This window comes from Novosphingobium sp. SG751A, assembly GCF_013149295.1.
Taxonomy (GTDB): Bacteria; Pseudomonadota; Alphaproteobacteria; order Sphingomonadales; family Sphingomonadaceae; genus Novosphingobium.
In genome coordinates this window covers 247,788-265,828 of the sequence record NZ_JABGCB010000005.1, presented here as the reverse complement: position 1 = coordinate 265,828, position 18,041 = coordinate 247,788, and the positions used below count along the sequence as shown (strand labels likewise).

Sequence of the window (18,041 nt, the reverse complement as noted above, 5' to 3'; positions counted from 1 at the left end):
GGCCCCCGCCCTTTGCCCGCCGGAGGCACACTTCCCCTTCCCCTCGAATCCCCCATCTGTCATAGGTCCAAAGTGACCACACAAACCCTCCAAGATCCGCTTGAAACCCTGCACCGCATCTTCGGCTTCTCCGCCTTTCGCGGGGTGCAGGAGGACGTGGTGGAGCGCATTCTGGCGGGCCGCTCCACACTGGCGGTGATGCCGACGGGCGCGGGCAAATCGCTGACCTATCAATTGCCGGCGGTCATGCTGCCGGGCGTCTGCGTGGTAATTTCGCCGCTGATCGCGCTGATGCACGACCAATTGCGCTCGGCCAGCGCCAATGGCATCCGCGCGGCCAGCCTGACCAGCGCCGACACGGATCGCGGCGCGACGATGGCCGCGCTGCGCGATGGATCGCTCGACCTGCTCTATGTCGCGCCAGAACGCGCCAGCCAGCCGCATTTCCGGGAACTGCTCGAACAATCGCGCATCGGCCTGTTTGCGATTGATGAGGCGCATTGCGTATCGCAATGGGGCCATGATTTCCGGCCCGATTACCGGCTGCTGCGCCCGCTGATGGACGCCTTTCCCGATGTGCCGCGTCTGGCGCTGACGGCGACGGCGGACGCGCATACGCGCGGCGATATTCTCGAACAATTGGGAATTCCGGCCGATGGGCTGATCGTATCGGGCTTTGACCGGCCCAATATCCAATATCGCATCGCCCCGCGCGACAATCCCCTCTCGCAGGTCAAGACGCTGATGGCCGAGGTCCCCGGCCCCGGCATCGTCTATGCCGGAACGCGCGCCGGGGTGGAAAAACTGGCTGAGCAGCTGGGCGCGACCGGGCGCCGGGTGCTGCCCTATCACGCGGGCCTGCCGCCGGAGGTGCGCGCCGCCAATCAGGCCGCCTTCGTCGCCTCCGAGGATATGGTAATGGTGGCCACCATCGCCTTTGGCATGGGGATTGATAAGCCCGACGTGCGCTTTGTCGCCCACGCCGGCCTGCCCAAGAGCATCGAGGCCTATTATCAGGAAACCGGCCGCGCGGGACGCGATGGCGATCCTTCGGTGGCGCTGATGCTGTGGGGGGCCGAAGATTTCGTCCGCGCCCGCCAGCGCATCGGCGAGGTTGAACCCGAACGCCAGTCAGGCGAGCGGACGCGGCTGGACAGCATGGCCGCGCTGGTGGAAACGGCGGGCTGCCGCCGCGCCCTGCTGCGCCGCCATTTCGGCGAGGATGCGCCCCAGCATTGCGGCAATTGCGACAATTGCCTCAACCCGCCCAAGGTGATCGAGGTGACGGAGCTGGCGCGCAAATTGCTCTCGGCCATCTATCGCACCGGGCAGCGGTTTGGGCTGGGCTATGTCTCCAATGTCCTCACCGGGGCGGCCGACGAACTGATTGTGAAGCGCGGCCATGACACGCTCTCGGTCCATGGCATCGTCTCGGGCGAGGATGCCGCCCTGCTGCGCCCGCTTGCCCGCGCTTTGCAGGCGCGCGGATGCCTGGAGGCGACCGAGCATGGCGGATTGCAACTGGCAGGCGATGCGCGCGCGATCCTGAAGGGCGAGATGGCGTTTGCCATGGCCCAGCCCCCGGCGCGCACCCGCAGCGCGGGGCGCAAGGACCGCACCCCCAACCGCGCGCCCAACCCCAGCGGCGATCCGCTGTTCGAGGCCCTGCGCGCTCTGCGCCGCGATCTGGCGGCCGAGGCCAAGGTGCCGCCCTATGTCATCTTCAACGACGCCACCCTGCGCCAGATGGCCGGCGACCGCCCCGGTTCGATGCATGAAATGGCGCAGATCTCGGGCGTGGGCGCGCGCAAGCTCGATGCCTATGGCGAGGCTTTCCTGCGCGTCATCCGTGAAAATGGATGAACTGAACGCCGCCCTGCGTGAGCATTTCGGCCATGACGACTTCCGCCCTGCCCAACGCGCGATCATCACCCGTATCATGGCGGGTGGGCATACTCTGGCCGTCATGCCCACAGGCGGCGGCAAATCGCTGACCTATCAATTGCCCGCGCTGCTGCTGCCGGGCACGGCGATCATCATCAGCCCGCTGATCGCGCTGATGCAGGACCAGATGCGCGCGGCCAAGACCCACGGATTGCGCGCCGCCACATTGACCAGCGCCGACGAGGATCAGGGGCGCACCATCGACCTGCTGCGCCGAGGCGGGCTCGACCTGCTCTATGTCGCCCCCGAAAGGGCCGCGCGCGAAGATTTCGCCGCGCTGCTGGCGAACATACCGATCGCCCTGTTCGCCGTGGACGAGGCGCATTGCGTGTCCGAATGGGGCCATGATTTCCGCCCCGATTATCGCGGCCTGCTCCCCCTGCTCGACGCCCATCCCGCCCCGCGCCTCTGCCTGACCGCCACCGCCGACGCGCATACCGCCGCCGATATTACCGAGCATTTCTCCATTCCCGATGATGGCCAGATCATCGGCGGCTATGACCGGCCCAACATCCATTATGCAGCGATCCGGCGCGGCGACACGCTGGCCCAATTGCGCAAGGTTCTGGCGCAAAACCCCGGCCCCGGCATCATCTATGCCCGCACCCGCGCCGAGGTGGAAAAAACCGCCGATGCACTCTCGGGCACCGGGCGACGCGTGCTGTCCTATCACGCCGGGATGCGCCCCGAGCAACGCCGCGCCCATCAGCAACGCTTTTTCGAAAGCCCCAGCGCAGTGATGGTGGCGACCATCGCCTTTGGCATGGGGGTGGACAAGAGCGACGTGCGCTTCATCGTCCACCTCTCGCCCCCGCTCTCGGTCGAGGCCTATTATCAGGAAACGGGCCGGGCGGGCCGCGATGGCGCGCCCGCGCTGGCGCTGCTGCTGTGGCAGGACAAGGATCTGAAAGGTGGCCTCCACCGCGCCATTGCCAGCGGCAAGGAGCGCGGGCAGGAGGCGCGCTGGCGGACCATGGAGCGTTTGATCCGCACATGGGGATGCCGCCGCGCGGTCTTGCTGCGCCATTTCGGGGGGAGCCCGCCGCGCACCTGCGGGAATTGCGACCGCTGCGCACGCTGGCCGGTGGCGATTGCACGGGCCGTTGGGCGGATCTTAACGCGCGCCCGTTAAAGTCAGGGGCCATGAAGCGCTCCTTCCTCCTGCTCGCCGCGCTATGCGCTCCTGCTCTGGCTCATGCTCAGGCTGCCTATCAGCAGACCAGCCCCTATACGGTGGTCGAGACCGGGCAGAAGTTCAACCGGCTGCAGGACGCGCTTTTCGCCATTGGCGACAAGACCGGCACGATCCGCATCGATTCCGGCCGCTGGCGCGATTGCGCGGCGCAGATCGCGGGCGATGTCAAATTCGTCGCCGCCGTGCCGGGCAAGACCATCTTCGACGGGCGCCTGTGCGAGGACAAGGCCGCGCTGGTGCTGCGCGGGCGATCCTCGCGGGTGGAAGGGCTGATCTTTGCCAATATGCGCCATCAGGACGGCAACGGCTCGGGCATCCGCCTCGAACATGGCAATCTCTCTGTGACACAAAGCTGGTTCAAGGACAGCGACGAGGGTATTCTGGCCAACAATGATCCGCGCGGGACGATTGCCATCGACCATTCGACCTTCACCCATCTGGGGCGCTGCGACCGGGGCCTGTCCTGCGCGCATTCGGTCTATCTGAACTTTTACGACCGGGTGACGATCACCAATTCGCGCTTCGAAATGGGCGATGGCGGGCATTACATCAAGGCGCGCGCGCGCGTGGTCGACATCCGCGACAATGTGATCGACGACACCGGGGGGCGCAATTCAAACTATCTGATCGACCTGCCCGCAGGCAGCACCGGGCGGATTTCGGGCAACTGGATGGTGCAGGGTCCGCGCAAGGAGAACCCCGGCACGATCATCGCCCTGTCCGCCGAGAGCCGCGATCATCCCACCGACGGGCTGGTGATCGAGGGCAACACGGTGAAAATGGCGCCGGGCGCGCCGCGCGGGCCTGCCTTTGTGCGCGACTGGTCGGGCGGGCGGATCGTGATCGGGGCGAACCAGATCGATCCGGGCGTGGTCCGGTTTGCCCGTCCTTAGACAATCAACCCTAGACCACCTGCGCGAGGAGCAGCACGCAGCCCAGCCCCACCACCGAAATCGCGCTTTCCAGCATCGACCATGTGCGGAACGTGTCGCGCGTGCTGGTGCCAAGGTAAGCCTTGACCAGCCAGAAGCCCGGATCATTGACGTGGGAAAAGAACACCGAGCCCGCGCCGATGGCCATGACGATGAGGCTGGGGTCGATCTGATGCCCGCCCACCACGCCCGCCATGATGGCCGAGGCGGTGATCGTCGCCACCGTGGCTGATCCCGTCGCCACGCGGATCGCGGCGGCCACCAGCCACGCCATCCCCACCGGCCCCACAAAATTGGCCTGCGCCAGCCGGGCGAACAACGCGGGCAGGCCAATATCGACCAGCACTTGCTTGAGCGCCCCGCCAGCACCGATCCCCAGCAATATGCCCCCCGCAGGCAGCATCGCTTCGCGCCAGATCATGTCCTGGAGGCTGCGATCCGCCATGCGCGGCCCCAGCAGCAGCGCCAGCCCCGCCCCATTGGCGATCAACAGCGCCACCACCGGATCGGACACCAGCGCCACGGCGGGCGGCAATTCGCCCCCGCCCATCCGCATCAAGGCCCCCGCCGCGATCAACCCCACCGGCAGCAGCAGCACGATCAGCGCCCGCCAGGCAGGTGTTGCCAGCCCCTCGTCCGGCTCGATCAAAGGCAGGTTTTCCGTGACCACCCCGCGCGTGGTGATCCGCGCCAGCAAAGGCCCCGCGATCAGCGCGGTGGGCACCGCCGCGATCAGGCCCAACAGCATCGTGCGCGCCGGGTCCGCGCCCAGTTCGCGCACGGCAATCAGCGGCCCCGGGTGCGGCGGCATCAGCGCATGCAGCACCGACAGGCCCGCCAGCGTGGAGAGCATCACCCGCAGGCGCAAAGTCCCGCTATGCGCCTTGTCCGCCATCCCCGCCGCGATGATCGGCAAGAGCAGCACCGTGCCCGTTTCAAAAAACAGCGGCATGCCGATCAGCAGCGCCGCGACCAGCCCGCCCAACGTGGCGTAGCGATCGCCGGTCCGATCCAGCACCGCCTTGGCCAGCGCCCGCGCCCCGCCTGAGATCTGGAGCATCGCGCCAAGACCCAGCCCCAGCGCCACCACCATGCCGGTGCCGCGCAGGATGTCGCCAAAGCCCTTCTCGATGGTCTGGGCCAGTTTTTCAGGCGGCAATTGCGCGGCCAATCCGGTGACCAAGGCCCCCGAGAGCAGGCCGATAAACGGGTGCAGCCCCAGCCGAGCGATCAACAGGATCGCCAGCGCGATCCCGCCGATGCTGATGCCCAGCAGCCAGATGTCAGCCGCGAGCATGGCCGGGGTTAAAGACCGGCGCCGTGCTTGAACAGCGGCTTTTCGCTGTCATTGGGCACGGCAGGGTCCTGCTTTTCCACCGCCGCCATGCTGGAGGGTAGCTCAAAGGGCAACTTGCCCTTGGCCTTGGCGCGGCCCAGCACGATGTCGAGCACAGCCTCATCGCTGGCGCCGAAATTGGCGAGGATGGCGTCGGCCTTGTCCACAACATTGCTCAGGATCGCCGGACGGTCGAGGAAGATGGCAAAGACCACCGGCTTGCCCGCCGCCTTGGCCGATTTCAGCGCGTCATAGGCCGGATCGCCATCGCGGAAGTCAAGGCGACCTTCCTTCTGGCGGCTGCCGAAGAAATGGTTGGGGTGGAGCATTTCGGACGGGCTTTCGGCGCGCACCACGGCGAAATCGGCCTGCGCCGGATCGCTCACCACGGTCAGCCCCGCAGCCTGCGCGGCCTTGGGCTCGACCCCGAACAGCCAGACCTTCTTGCCGGCCAAAGTGCCCTTACCCGCGACCGGCAGCAGGCCCTTGTTGGTCAGCAGCACCTGCGCGTCACGCTGGGTCTGGGCCGCCAGAGCACGGTTGGCCGGATTGGCGATCATCCGCGCGGCGGCGGCCGGATCGACATAGGGATTGTCGAAAAGCCCCTGCTCGAACTTGGCCACCAGAATGCGGCGCACCGATTCATCGACGCGCGCAGGCGTAATCAGCCCGTCCTTGATCGCCGAAAGCAGCGGGGCCACGTCCTGCGTGCCGCCGAACTGGTCAATGCCCGCCTTGATGCCCAGCGCATAGCGCTGCTCGACGGTCAGATCGTTCACGCCCCAAGCGGTGGAAATATCCTGCGGGCGTTGGGGGTTTTCGGCGGTGGGGTTGCTGCAACGCTCGTTGCAATCGACCGTGATCGCCCAGTCGGACAGGATGATGCCCTTATAGCCCAGCTTGCCGCGCAGCAGATCGTTGAGCAGCACCTTGCTGTAGCCCGCGCCGTAAGGTTCCAGATCCTTGCCCAACGGTTTGGGGCCGGTGATGATCGGATAGGTGGGCATGATGCCCGCCGAGCCCGCCGCCAGCGCGCCCTTGAAGGCGGCAATATGCATGTCGAGCTGCGCGGTGGTCAGCTTGGCGATGCGGCCATAATAATTGTGGCTGTCAAACCCTTCGGGCAGCGCGCCATAGCCGACCCAGTGCTTGACCACTGTCATCACACCATTGCGGGCCAGCCCATTGGGGGCGCCCTGAAAGCCCTGCACATAGGCCCCGCCCAGCACGCTGGCGACCTGTGGATCGGCGCCGAAAGTGCCGGTGATGCGGCTCCAGCGCGGCTCGCTGGCAAGATCCACCTGCGGGCTCAGCGCTTCCTGAATGCCCACGGCGCGATATTCCATGCGGGCGATTTGCGCAAAACGCTTCACGCGCGCGGCATCGCCCAGCGCGCCAAGGCCCAGCAGTTCGGGCCATTGCGTCACGCCGGTCGCGCTCTCGCCCGCGCCAAGCACATGGTGGAAATGGTTGCGCGGATCGGCGCTGATCGTGACGGGAATGCCAAGGCGCGTGGCCTCGGCCAGCGCCTGCACCGCGTTCGATTGCTCCGCCATCGCGGCCGGGGCCAGCGGCAGGCGGGTGATGAAACTGGAAATATGCTTTTCGCGCAGCATGGGCGCGGCCGCTTCAAGGTCATAGCCCTTGTTCGACTGGCCGATGGCGCCGCCAAGGCCCGGCAGCGTGCCGTGCAGCATCTGGCCCGCCTTTTCCTCGATGCTCATGCGGGCCAGCAGATCGGCGGCGCGCACGGCAGGCGACAGGCGCCAGTCCTCATAGGGGGTCAGCTTGCCATCGCCGTCGAGGTCGCGAAAACGCAGGCCCTTGATCGTGATGATCGCCTTGCCGCGGCTTTCCACCGAAGGCTGACTGGGAGCGGGCTTTTTCGGCGCGGCGGCATGAGCCGCCAGAGGGGCCGCAAGCGCAAGGAGAGATGACATCACAACGGTTTTGCGCAGCATAAGACATTCTCTCCCGGATTGAGCCATAAAAAGGGCTTCAGACATAAAGGTGGCCGAACCGTCCAAAGGACAGCCCGGCCACAGGTCAGGGTTAGATTACTATCAGAACTTGAAGCCGGCGCGAACGCCATACATCAGAGGATCCGAAACCTGGAGCGTACCGTTCACGCCCGCGCCGACGGCGGTGACGAGCAGGTTGTTTTCCAGGTTCTTTCCGTAGGCCTGAACGTAATAGACCTTGTTCGGCGAGTTATAAGTCACGTTGACTTCGGTCTGCGTATAGGAAGGCTGAACGAAGCGGCTGTAGATCGAAAGCGCGAGCATGTTGTAGCTCGACGAGTACTTCGAACGCACACCGGCAATGATTTCGCCGCCATTGGCCAACGGCACGGTGTGGGTATAACCAACCGTCAGCGTGGTGGTGGGCGAACGGTCCAGACGAGTGTTGGCCAGGTTCAGCGTCGGATAGGTCGCGGCATTGGGATAGAACGTGCCGTAACGCGCGTCGAGCAGCGAGAGCTGAACGTCGAGCTTGCCGTTCTTGACGATGTTATAAGCAGCTTCAGCTTCGATACCATCCACCTTGGCCGAAGCGGCGTTGGTGGTCTGGGTGCACTGGGTGCCGCCGGCGCAGAACGGACCGACCTGGGTCAGCTGCAGGTTGTTGTAGTTATAGTGGAAGGCCGAGAAGTTCAGACGCAGCTTGTTGTCGAACAGACGAGCCTTGGCGCCCACTTCATACGCCGTCAGCGTTTCGGGCTGATAATACAGCGTGCTGGCGGGCAGCGTGCAGCCAGCCGCCGTGCCGGCTTCGCAACCGTCGTTGAAACCGCCCGCCTTATAGCCGGTCGAGATCGTGCCGAACAGCATGGTGGCCGCGTTCAGGTTGTAATCAACGCCGACCTTCCAGGTGGCCTTTTCATACTGGCGCTTGGCAATGTTCGGGGTGATGACATCGCCCGTGGTGTTGCAGGCGCTGGTATAGGCGCAAGTGACGGTGGCGCCGGTGCGGGCCTTTTCATCCTTGGTGTAACGCGCGCCGGCCGTGATGTGCAGCTTTTCGGTGGGCGAATAGGTCACCTGACCGAAACCGGCCACCGACGAGGACATCACATAGTGCTGGGGGAAACCGAACACATAGCCGGTCTGGCTGGGCGTGAAGCGCAGACCGGTCGCACCATTGGTGCGGTCATAGATGAAGAACTGAATGTCGGCGCGTTCCTTGAAGTAGTACACACCGGCCTGAGCGCGGAACGGACCCGTGCCATTGGTCGAGAGGCGCAGTTCCTGGCTGTTCTGCCAGTACCAGCCGTCAAACATGTTGGGGGCCAGACCACCAACGTTGACCGAGTTGACCGGACCATAATAGCTGTAATTGCCTTCGTGACGCTTGAATTCGCGATACGAACCCAAATAGTTCAACGTCACCGCGCCGAAGTCATACTTGAAGTCTACATCAAGGCCATAGGTAGCGTTGTTGCGGCGCAGGTTGTTGGCCATATAGGCCTGCGGCAGACCATCAGCGGTCGGCGCATTGAGCGTGAGCAGCTGCGAATTCGACACACCCTTGGCCGTATAGGTCGGCATCACGGTGTTGGTGATGTAGTTCGAATAGAAGTTGCTGGTGGGCAGCGCGTTCGAGCTGATGCCCTTAAACTGGTTGTAGTCACCGCGAACCAGCAGTTCACCGTGGTCGAACTTGAGCAGCGCCTGAAGGCGGCCCGAGAACACATCCTTGAACGGCGACAGATTCAGACCCGAAAGGCCAGCGCCGGCCTTAAGGAAGCTGTCACGGTGGTCATAGTTGACCGCCGCGCGGATCGCCAGATTGTCGGTCACGGGCACGTTGATCGCGCCGCCCGCCTGGGTGTTGTTATAATTGCCATAGGCAACGTTCACATCGCCCTTCACCTTGTCAAAGGTGGGGCGGTTGGTGATCAGGTTGACCGCACCGGCCGTGGTGTTGCGGCCATAGAGCGTGCCCTGAGGACCACGCAGCACTTCCACGCGGCTGATGTCGTAGAAGCTGGCTTCCTGGGCCTGCTGACGGGCGATGTAGACGCCGTCCATCATGAAGGCGGCCGAGGGATCGCCCTTTTCGGTGCCGTCGGCGCTGGTCACGCCGCGGATGGTGATCTGGAGACCGTTGTTACGGTTGATCATCACGCTGGGGACCTGATCGCCCAGGTTGGTCGGGTTGGTGATGCCCGCGGTGCGCAGCGCATCGCCCGAAACGGCGGTCAGCGCGATCGGGGTCTTGGACGCCAACGTTTCAAAACGGGTGGCGGTCACGATGATGTCGCCGTCGGGGCTGACCTTGGTTTCCTGCGCCATGGCAGGGCCGGCAATGGCCAGCGCGAGCACGGATGCTCCAAGAATGTGTGCGAACTTCATATTGCCTATCCCTCTCCTGTTTAAGCAATTCAATTTGCCGCCCCGCCACCGTAAATACAGCGTCAGGGACAGCGGCCATCGGTTGAAAACGTTATCAACTGGGCAACAACTTACTACGGACTGCCCCCTAGCCCTCGTCCGTCGCGACAAGAGCAAGGCTTGGTATCGTTTTCAAAACTTCGGGAAATAAATGCGGCGCAAAGCCGCAAACCCCTTTCCATCCTCTCCATTGATGCCGGGCCAATCGATTGGCTCCGCGCTTTCTGTGCTGTATCCTCTAACCACTTCACTTATTCGATGCAAGACGCTCCTGGGCCCCGGAAGATCGACGGACGATCAACTGATGCGCCAATACAACACTTTGCTCTGTAAGGGGCTTATCATGCAACATGGCGTCGATCATCCGCATCGCCGTTTCGCCCAATTCATTGGTCGGCTGACGAATCGTCGTCAAAGGCGGCGAAGCATAGGCGCCAAAACGCAGATCATCGAAGCCAACAATGGCCATATCGCCCGGAATCGTCAGGCCTTTTTCTTGAATCGCCTGCTGCGCACCGATCGCCATTTCATCATTGGCGCAGAACACCGCATCAGGCCGCGATTCCAGTTCGAGCAGGCGCAGCATCGCGGAATGGCCCGATTCGATGGAGAAATCGCCATCGACGATCCACCCCGCCTCCGGGGTCAATCCGGCCTCAACCATCGCCGAGTGATAGCCGCGCAAACGGTCCGCACACAGCGAATTGACCATCGGCCCGGTGATCGTGGCGATCTTCTTGCGGCCCACTTCGATCAGATGCTGCACCGCCAGCTTGGCGGCGGCCACATTGTCGATCACCACATGCGGGCAATTGAGCCCCGCATAGCTTTCGCAGGCCAGCACCAGAGGCATGGGCAAAGGCTTGCCCGCCTTGACCGTGGCGCGCACCACCGAGGGCAGCAGCGAGCCGAGCAGAATCAGCCCGTCCGCCACCCGCGATGTGACCATTTCTGCATAATAATCAAGGCGTTCCTGCTTGCCCTGCGTCTCGCCGATCAAGACCCGGTAGCCCAGTTCATGCGCAACATTCTCGATGCTCTGCACGATCTCGGAAAAGAACGGGTTGGCGATTTCGGGCACGATCACAATGATCGCTTCATGGCGTGGCCGACGCAATTGCTGGGCAATTGCGTTGGGCACGTATTTCATTTCCTCAATCGCCTGATTGACCGCATCGCGCTTGGCCGGACGCACCGCCTCCGGCTCTCGCAATGTTCGCGAAACCGTGGCCACCGAAACGCCTGCACGCTTGGCAATATCGCGAATGGTGACCACGCTTTGCTGTATTCCTTCTATCAGATCGTGCCCGCTTTCAGAAGTTCCGAAGCGTAATTGGCCGCCCGAGCCGACATCGCCATATAGGTCAGCGAGGGGTTCTGGCAACCGCTCGACGTCATGGCCGCACCGTCGGTGATGAACAGGTTGGGCACGTCATGAGCCTGATTGTGCTTGTTGAGCACGCTGGTCTTGGGATCGTGGCCCATACGCGCGGTGCCCATTTCGTGAATGCCAAGGCCCGGCGGGTGCAGCTTGCCGCTTTCCTTGATGATGCGACCGCCTGCGGCCGTGACCATGGCCTTGGCGTCCTCCAGAATGCGGCGGCCCAGTTCCTTGTCATTCTCGCCATGCTCGCAATGGATATTGAGCAGCGGCAGACCCCATTCATCCTTCTTGGTCGCGTTCAGCGTGACGCGGTTTTCCGGATTGGGCAGCATTTCGCCAAAACCCGACAAGCCCACCATCCATGCGCCCGGATGGCGGATACGTTCCTTCAACTCGGCGCCCACGCCCGGCGCGCCCATGGCCACACCATGCCACCCCTGACGCATCACCCGGCCTTGATAACCATAGCCGCGCAGATAGCTCTCGGTCTGACCATCAAGGTTGCGATAGCGCGGAATATAGATGCCATTGGGGCGGCGGCCGCGGTGGAAGGTTTCAGGACCATCCATCACCGCCATCACGCTCGGGCCATAAACGTGGTCCATCAGATTGCGGCCCACCTGATCCGAACTGTTGGCCAGGCCGCGCGGATTGGCTTCATTGGCCGATTGCAGCAGCACCTGCGCGCTGCCGATGGTCGAGGCGCACAGGAACACCACCTTGGCCTCATAGGTCGTGGCCTTCTTGGTGTTCTGATCGATCACGCGCACGCCGGTGGCCTTGCCGGTTTTCGGATCGGTGATGATCGAATGCACGATGGCGTCCGTCACCAGCGTCAGATTGCCGGTCCGCGTGGCGGCGGGCAGCGAGGAGGACAGGCTGGAATGATAAGCGCCGAACGAGCAGCCGCGTTCGCACAGCGAGCGATACTGGCACGGATTGCGGCCCAATTCGATATGGTGCGGCTGGGGCTGGGTCAGGTGGGCGCAGCGCCCCATGATGACCTTGCGGCCCGCAAAGCTCTTTTCCACCGCCGTCTTGAACAGCTTTTCGCCATCGGTCATCGGCATCACGGGCAGGAACTTGCCATCGGGCAATTGGGCCAGACCATCGTTTTCGCCCGACACGCCGATGAAGGTTTCCACCTTGTCATACCACGGCGCCAGATCGGCATAACGGATAGGCCAGTCCACACCATGACCATCGCGCGCGTTCGAGCTGAGGTCCATTTCGGACAGGCGATAGGTCTGACGCCCCCACATGATCGAGCGCCCGCCCAGATGATAACCGCGAATCCAGCTAAAGGGCTTGTTTTCGGGCGTTTCATAGGGGTGCCGGCTGTCCTTGACCCAATATTGCTGGGTCGCGGTATTGACGGCATAGCACTGGCGCTGGATCGGATAGTCCTTTTCCAGCACTTCCTCAGGCACGCCCCCGCCATTGGGCAGGTCCCACGGCTGCATCCAGTCATTATAGGACGCGCCATGCTCAATCTTGCGGCCGCGCTCCAGCACGAGCGTCTTCAGGCCCAGTTCGCACAATTCCTTGGCGGCCATCCCGCCGCTCATCCCAGAGCCGATAACAATGGCGTCGAACATTTTACTCTCCCAAGATTTCTTATCAGCCGACGTTATGCCCGGCCCAGGCGCGCGTATCCTTGGTCAGGGGAATCGAAGGCTCCCACGCGCCGGGCACATGCTCGTAGCGCAATTCGACCGTAGCCCCCGGTTCGCTCATGTAATAGGCGGTGACCAGCAGGTCCTTGAGCTTATAGTAATCGGGATTGGAGAAGTTCTCCAGATCATAGCCGGTCAGGAACGTCTTGCGCGCCGCCGGGGTCAGCAGGGCAAAGGGCTTGCCGGTCTTGGCGCGGGCGGCCGTGTCGATGGCCTTGAGCGCGGCCAGATGCGCAGCGCGATGCGCCGGATTGGCCCAGTCGCGCAGCAAGGCGTCAACCGTGGCGGGCACCTTGACCTGAACAGCGCCGGGCGTGTCGGTGCGCGGAATGAACGTGTCGCTGACGGCGGCCAGCAGCGCGGTGGTGGGGGCGTCCAGCAGAGGAGGCTTTTTCGCAGCAGCCGCAAGGGCATCGGCGGGCAGCGCCGACAGGCCGATAAGCGCCGCAAGACCTTCAAGCATGTGACGGCGATCGAGTTCGATCATCCTCATCTTCTCCTCTTCCCGAAATTTGATTCTTGACCGATGCCATTGCGTTCTGGCAACGTTTACAAAAATATGGGACAGAGGACGAGGCCTTGTCAACAACCACTTCATCGCAGACCCGAAAAATAAGCCTTTTCATCATGATGGCATTGCAGCTTGCCATCTGGGGGGCTTGGGCGCCGAAATTGTTTCCTTACATGGGGATGCTCGGCTTTTCCGCAGGACAACAGGCACTTGTCGGCTCATGCTGGGGCATTGCCTCGGTCGTGGGCATTTTCTTTTCGAATCACTTTGCCGACCGCCACTTCGCCGCTGAACGCTTTTTGGCCGCCAGCCATCTGATCGGCGGCCTGTGCATGCTGGGCGCGGCCTATTCGACCGCCTTCATGCCTTTCTTCGCCTTTTATCTGGCCTATAGCCTTGTTTACGTGCCCACCCTGTCGGTGACCAACACGATCGCCTTTGCCAACCTGAAGGAAGGCAAGGATTTCGGCACGGTCCGCGCGGGCGGCACCGTGGGCTGGGTGATGGCCTCCTGGCCCTTCGTGTTCATTCTGGGCGCGCATTCGGGGCCGGAAGAAGTCCGCTCGATCTTTATCGTGTCGGGCGTGATCTCGCTGGTGCTGGCGGCTTTCTCGCTCACCCTGCCCCACACCCCGCCCAAGAAGGGCGGCGATGATGTCGATGCGCTGGCATGGCGCCGGGCGCTGGGCCTGCTCAAAAAGCCCTTCGTGGCGGTGCTGTTCTTCGTCACTTTCATCGATTCGGTCGTGCATAACGGCTATTTCGTGATGGCCGACGCGTTTCTGACCAACCGCGTGGGCATCGCGGGCAATCTGTCGATGGTGGTCCTCTCGCTGGGCCAGATCGCCGAAGTGCTGACCATGCTGGTGCTGGGCACGGTGCTGGGCAAGCTGGGCTGGCGCAAGACGATGATCGTGGGCATTCTGGGCCACGCCGCGCGCTTCCTCGCCTTCTCCTTCCTGTCGGACAGCGTAGCCTCGATCGTCGCGGTGCAATTGCTGCACGGCATCTGCTACGCCTTCTTCTTCGCCACGGTTTACATCTTCGTGGACGAAGCCTTCCCCAAGGACGTGCGTTCGAGCGCGCAGGGCCTGTTCAACCTGCTGATCCTTGGCGTCGGCAATATGGTGGCCAGCTCCTTGTTCCCCAACCTTGTCGCCCGACTGACCGGCGTTGACGGGATTGTGGATTACCGCACGCTGTTCCTTGTGCCTGCCGGCCTTGCCACGCTGGGCGCGCTGGTTCTGGCCTTTGCTTTTCACCCGCCAACGGCCGCACCGGCCGGGGCTCTGGAGGACGCCTGATGACCATCAATCTTAATCGCCGTGGCCTGTTGGCCGCCATGGGCGCAACCGGCCTTGCGGCCGCTGTTCCAGCCTTTGGCGCCCCGCGCACGCCGCTGTTCAAGCGCATCAACAAGCCGCTGGGCGTCCAGCTCTATGCGCTGGGCGAGGCCGCGCAAAAGGATCTGGGCGGCACGCTCAAGCGCCTTGCCGCGATCGGCTATACCGATTTCGAACTGCCCGGCCTCTATGGCCGCTCTCCCAAGGACCTGCGGGCCGATGCCGATGCGGCGGGCGTCCGCTTTGGCTCGATCCACATGGGCATGCCTCAGCGCCTGCCCGCCGGTTCTCTCACGCTGATGAGCAGCCCGCAGGAAATCGCCGATGCGCTGGGCACGCTGGGCATTCGCAAGGCGGTTCTGCCGATCCCTTTGCTGCCCGATAATTTCGCAGTGGCCCCCGGCGGCGACATGCGCGCCGCTCTGGTTGCCGCGATTGATGCGGGCGGTCTGGACATGTGGAAGCGTCTGGGCGGGTTGCTCAACGAACGCGCCCACGCGCTCAAGCCCTATGGCATCGATCTCGGCTATCACAACCACAACATGGAATTCCGTCCGCAGGGCGGCACCACGGGCTGGGACGTGCTGCTGGGCGAACTGGACCCCAAACTGGTGTTCCTTGAACTCGATCTGGGCTGGGCGGCGGCAGGCGGGCTGGACCCGGCGGCCGAAATCCGCCGGTTGAAGGGCCGGATCAAGATGGTCCACCTCAAGGACATCAAGGCCTCGACCAAGACCAATTACGCGCTGAGCCAGGACCCGGCCGAAGTCGGCCTTGGCATGCTCAACTGGCACAAGATCCTGCCCGCCTGTGTGGAATCGGGGGTCGAGAATTTCTATGTCGAACAGGAAGCCCCCTTCACGCGCGACCGGTTCGATTCGATGAAGATCAGCCACGATTATCTGGCCAAATTCGTCGCTTAACGGGTCGATGACGGCCACGGGCGCTTCATGCCTGCCCGTGGCCGTCGGACTTGACAGATTGGACGAGGCGAGGAATAAATCAGAATAGCAATTCTGATTATTGACAGGCAGGATAGCCTGTCTCCAAGGAGAGTGAAATGCGCCGCTTGCGGATGGGAATGATCGGTGGTGGTCCGGGTGCGTTTATCGGCCCGGTGCATCGGATAGCGGCGGAGCTGGACCGCGAGATCGAGCTGGTGGCGGGCGCCTTCAGCTCCAGCGCGGAAAAGTCGCGCGCGGCGGGCGAGGCCTATCGCATCGATCCCTCGCGCGCCTATGCCGACATCGCCACCATGCTGGCCGAAGAAGCCAAGCGCAGCGATCCGATTGATTTCGTGGCGATCACCACGCCTAACCACATGCACCTGCCCGCCGCCAAGGCCGCGCTGGAGGCTGGTTTCGCGGTGATCTGCGACAAGCCCGCGACAACCACTCTGGCACAGGCCCATGAACTGGCCGAGATCGTGGAAAAGGCGGGCAAGCCCTTTGCGCTGACCTACACCTATTCGGGCTATCCGCTGGTGCGCGAGGCGCGCGCGCGCATTGCCGCGGGCGCTCTGGGCGCGATTCGCAAGGTTGTGGTCGAATATCCGCAGGGCTGGCTGTCCAAGCCCGAGACCGGCAAGCAGGCCGAATGGCGCGGCGATCCGGCGCGCTCGGGCGTGGGCGGCTGCGTGGCGGACATCGGCGTCCATGCCTTCCATCTGGCCGAATTCATCACCGGCCTTCAGGTGAGCGAGATCCTTGCCGATCTGGGCACGGTCGTTCCGGGCCGCCGGGTCGATGACGATTGCCAGATCCTGCTGCGCTTTGCCAATGGCGCGCGCGGCGCCTTGCTCGCCAGCCAGATTTCGGTGGGCGAGCGTAACGGCCTGACCATCCGCATCTATGGCGAAAAGGCGGCCCTGCGCTGGCGTCAGGAAGATCCGAACATGCTCTGGATCTATCACGATGACGGCCGCAGCGAGTTGGTGCAGGCGGGCGACCCCGGCCTTGGCGCCGATGCCGTCCGCGCCAGCCGTACCCCCGGCGGCCACCCCGAAGGCTATCTCGAAGCCTTCGCCAATCTCTATCGCGATTTCGCGCGCCAGATCCGGGGCGAGGAAGGCTCGCTCGTCCCCGGCATCGCCGATGGCCTGCGCGGCATGGCGCTGATCGAACAGTCCGTGGCCCTGTCTCAGGCAGGCGCGGGCTGGACCAAATTCACGGTTTAAGGAACCGATTTCATGAAGACCATCAAAGGCCCCGGCATCTTCCTCGCCCAATTCGCAGGCGATGCCGCGCCGTTCAATTCGCTGCCCGCCATTGCCGATTATATGGCGGGTCTGGGCTATAAGGGCATCCAGATCCCGAGCTGGGACGGGCGCCTGTTCGATCTGGCCAAAGCGGCCGAGAGCCAGACCTATTGCGACGACATCAAGGGGATGCTGGCCGATAAGGGGCTGGAGATCACCGAACTTTCCACCCACCTTCAGGGGCAGTTGGTCGCGGTTCACCCCGCCTATGACGCACAATTCGACGGTTTCGCCGCCGAGCATGTGCGCGGCAATCCCGCCGCGCGTCAGGCATGGGCTGTCGAGCAGATGCACTTTGCCGCCAAGGCTTCGCAGCGCCTGGGCCTGACCACCCATGCGTCCTTCCCCGGCGCGCTGGCATGGCCCTATGTCTATCCCTGGCCCCAGCGCCCTGCCGGTCTGGTCGAGGATGCGTTTGACGAATTGGCCCGCCGTTGGAAGCCGATCCTTGATGTGTTTGACGAAAACGGCGTCGATGTCGGTTTCGAACTCCATCCGGGCGAGGATCTGCACGATGGCGTGACCTTCGAGATGTTCCTCGAACGCGTGAACAACCACCCTCGCGCCAACATCCTGTATGATCCCTCGCATTTCGTGCTGCAATGTCTGGATTATGTCCAGTTTATCGACATCTATCACGAACGCATCAAGTGCTTCCATGTGAAGGATGCCGAGTTCCGCCCGTCGGGCCGCAGCGGCGTCTATGGCGGCTATCAGAGCTGGCTCAACCGCCCCGGCCGCTTCCGCAGCCTTGGCGACGGTCAGGTCGATTTCACGCAGATCTTCTCCAAGATGGCCCAATATGACTATGCCGGCTGGGCCGTGCTGGAATGGGAATGCGCGCTCAAGCACCCCGAAGTGGGTGCGGCAGAAGGCGCCCCCTTCATCGCCAAGCACATCATCCCCGTCACCGAACATGCCTTCGACGATTTCGCCTCGGGCGGCGAGGATCGCGAGCTCAATCGGAAAATCATGGGGCTTTAATTTTCCAAGGCGGCATGTGGGAAAGACTCCCTCACCTTTCGTGAACAATGTTCATAACCACATGCCGCCACCCCTGACTAATCCT

General features: G+C 63.3%; 13 protein-coding genes. 7 read left to right on the top strand and 6 right to left on the bottom strand.

The features are described from left to right. The first annotated feature begins 72 nt into the window (after nt 1–72). The 3 genes from recQ to FHW96_RS08955 are packed head-to-tail and all read left to right on the top strand — an operon-like array spanning nt 73 to nt 4,032. A complete protein-coding gene (recQ, locus tag FHW96_RS08965; RefSeq protein WP_172340208.1) occupies nt 73–1,863 on the top strand; it encodes a DNA helicase RecQ in 1,791 nt (596 codons plus the stop codon). Continuing rightward, a complete protein-coding gene (locus FHW96_RS08960; protein ID WP_172340207.1) occupies nt 1,856–3,076 on the top strand; it encodes an ATP-dependent DNA helicase RecQ in 1,221 nt (406 codons plus the stop codon). Before recQ ends, FHW96_RS08960 begins: the two co-directional genes overlap by 8 nt. Nucleotides 3,077–3,087: 11 nt before the next feature. Then, on the top strand, nt 3,088–4,032 hold the full coding sequence (locus tag FHW96_RS08955) for a right-handed parallel beta-helix repeat-containing protein (RefSeq protein ID WP_172340206.1): 945 nt from the start codon (nt 3,088–3,090) through the stop codon (nt 4,030–4,032). A 10-nt stretch (nt 4,033–4,042) separates the two neighbouring features. Here FHW96_RS08955 and FHW96_RS08950 read toward each other — a convergent pair whose 3' ends face one another. From FHW96_RS08950 to FHW96_RS08925, 6 genes are all read right to left on the bottom strand, one after another. Beyond that, on the bottom strand, nt 4,043–5,368 hold the full coding sequence (locus tag FHW96_RS08950) for a GntP family permease (protein WP_172340205.1): 1,326 nt from the start codon (nt 5,366–5,368) through the stop codon (nt 4,043–4,045). A gap of 8 nt (nt 5,369–5,376) precedes the next feature. Then, nucleotides 5,377–7,347, bottom strand: coding sequence for a glycoside hydrolase family 3 protein (locus FHW96_RS08945; RefSeq protein WP_172340204.1), 1,971 nt, complete (start codon nt 7,345–7,347; stop codon nt 5,377–5,379). Nucleotides 7,348–7,470: 123 nt separating this feature from the next. Next, a complete protein-coding gene (locus FHW96_RS08940; RefSeq protein WP_172340203.1) occupies nt 7,471–9,762 on the bottom strand; it encodes a TonB-dependent receptor in 2,292 nt (763 codons plus the stop codon). A 286-nt stretch (nt 9,763–10,048) separates the two neighbouring features. Next, nucleotides 10,049–11,077: a LacI family DNA-binding transcriptional regulator gene (locus FHW96_RS08935; RefSeq protein ID WP_172340202.1), complete on the bottom strand. Its 1,029-nt coding sequence runs from the start codon at nt 11,075–11,077 to the stop codon at nt 10,049–10,051. A 20-nt stretch (nt 11,078–11,097) separates the two neighbouring features. Continuing rightward, nucleotides 11,098–12,783, bottom strand: coding sequence for a GMC oxidoreductase (locus tag FHW96_RS08930; protein ID WP_172340201.1), 1,686 nt, complete (start codon nt 12,781–12,783; stop codon nt 11,098–11,100). Between the two features lie 22 nt (nt 12,784–12,805). Then, nucleotides 12,806–13,348 (bottom strand): gluconate 2-dehydrogenase subunit 3 family protein, encoded by a 543-nt coding sequence (locus FHW96_RS08925; RefSeq protein WP_172340200.1) that lies wholly within the window; start codon nt 13,346–13,348, stop codon nt 12,806–12,808. A 92-nt stretch (nt 13,349–13,440) separates the two neighbouring features. Between FHW96_RS08925 and FHW96_RS08920 the strand changes: the two genes are divergently transcribed. The 4 genes from FHW96_RS08920 (at nt 13,441) to FHW96_RS08905 (ending at nt 17,956) form a co-directional block, all read left to right on the top strand. After that, nucleotides 13,441–14,676 carry an MFS transporter gene (locus tag FHW96_RS08920; protein WP_256432814.1) on the top strand — a complete coding sequence of 412 codons (1,236 nt, stop codon included), beginning with the start codon at nt 13,441–13,443 and terminating at the stop codon, nt 14,674–14,676. Beyond that, nucleotides 14,676–15,638 carry a sugar phosphate isomerase/epimerase gene (locus FHW96_RS08915; protein WP_172340198.1) on the top strand — a complete coding sequence of 321 codons (963 nt, stop codon included), beginning with the start codon at nt 14,676–14,678 and terminating at the stop codon, nt 15,636–15,638. Before FHW96_RS08920 ends, FHW96_RS08915 begins: the two co-directional genes overlap by 1 nt. Nucleotides 15,639–15,775: 137 nt before the next feature. Next, a complete protein-coding gene (locus tag FHW96_RS08910; RefSeq protein WP_172340197.1) occupies nt 15,776–16,891 on the top strand; it encodes a Gfo/Idh/MocA family protein in 1,116 nt (371 codons plus the stop codon). A 12-nt stretch (nt 16,892–16,903) separates the two neighbouring features. Then, entirely contained in the window at nt 16,904–17,956 is a 1,053-nt protein-coding gene (locus FHW96_RS08905; RefSeq protein ID WP_172340196.1) for a sugar phosphate isomerase/epimerase, read from the top strand. Nucleotides 17,957–18,041 lie beyond the last annotated feature (85 nt).

What these genes read in the sequence shown, in the direction of transcription:
- FHW96_RS08960 (WP_172340207.1), top strand. Translation starts at nt 1,856, where the DNA reads ATGGATGAACTGAACGCCGCCCTGCGTGAGCATTTCGGCCATGACGAC.
- FHW96_RS08955 (WP_172340206.1), top strand. Translation starts at nt 3,088, where the DNA reads ATGAAGCGCTCCTTCCTCCTGCTCGCCGCGCTATGCGCTCCTGCTCTG.
- FHW96_RS08940 (WP_172340203.1), bottom strand. Translation starts at nt 9,762, where the DNA reads ATGAAGTTCGCACACATTCTTGGAGCATCCGTGCTCGCGCTGGCCATT.
- FHW96_RS08930 (WP_172340201.1), bottom strand. Translation starts at nt 12,783, where the DNA reads ATGTTCGACGCCATTGTTATCGGCTCTGGGATGAGCGGCGGGATGGCC.
- FHW96_RS08910 (WP_172340197.1), top strand. Translation starts at nt 15,776, where the DNA reads ATGCGCCGCTTGCGGATGGGAATGATCGGTGGTGGTCCGGGTGCGTTT.
- FHW96_RS08945 (WP_172340204.1), bottom strand. Translation starts at nt 7,347, where the DNA reads ATGTCATCTCTCCTTGCGCTTGCGGCCCCTCTGGCGGCTCATGCCGCC.
- FHW96_RS08950 (WP_172340205.1), bottom strand. Translation starts at nt 5,368, where the DNA reads ATGCTCGCGGCTGACATCTGGCTGCTGGGCATCAGCATCGGCGGGATC.
- FHW96_RS08905 (WP_172340196.1), top strand. Translation starts at nt 16,904, where the DNA reads ATGAAGACCATCAAAGGCCCCGGCATCTTCCTCGCCCAATTCGCAGGC.
- FHW96_RS08915 (WP_172340198.1), top strand. Translation starts at nt 14,676, where the DNA reads ATGACCATCAATCTTAATCGCCGTGGCCTGTTGGCCGCCATGGGCGCA.
- FHW96_RS08925 (WP_172340200.1), bottom strand. Translation starts at nt 13,348, where the DNA reads ATGATCGAACTCGATCGCCGTCACATGCTTGAAGGTCTTGCGGCGCTT.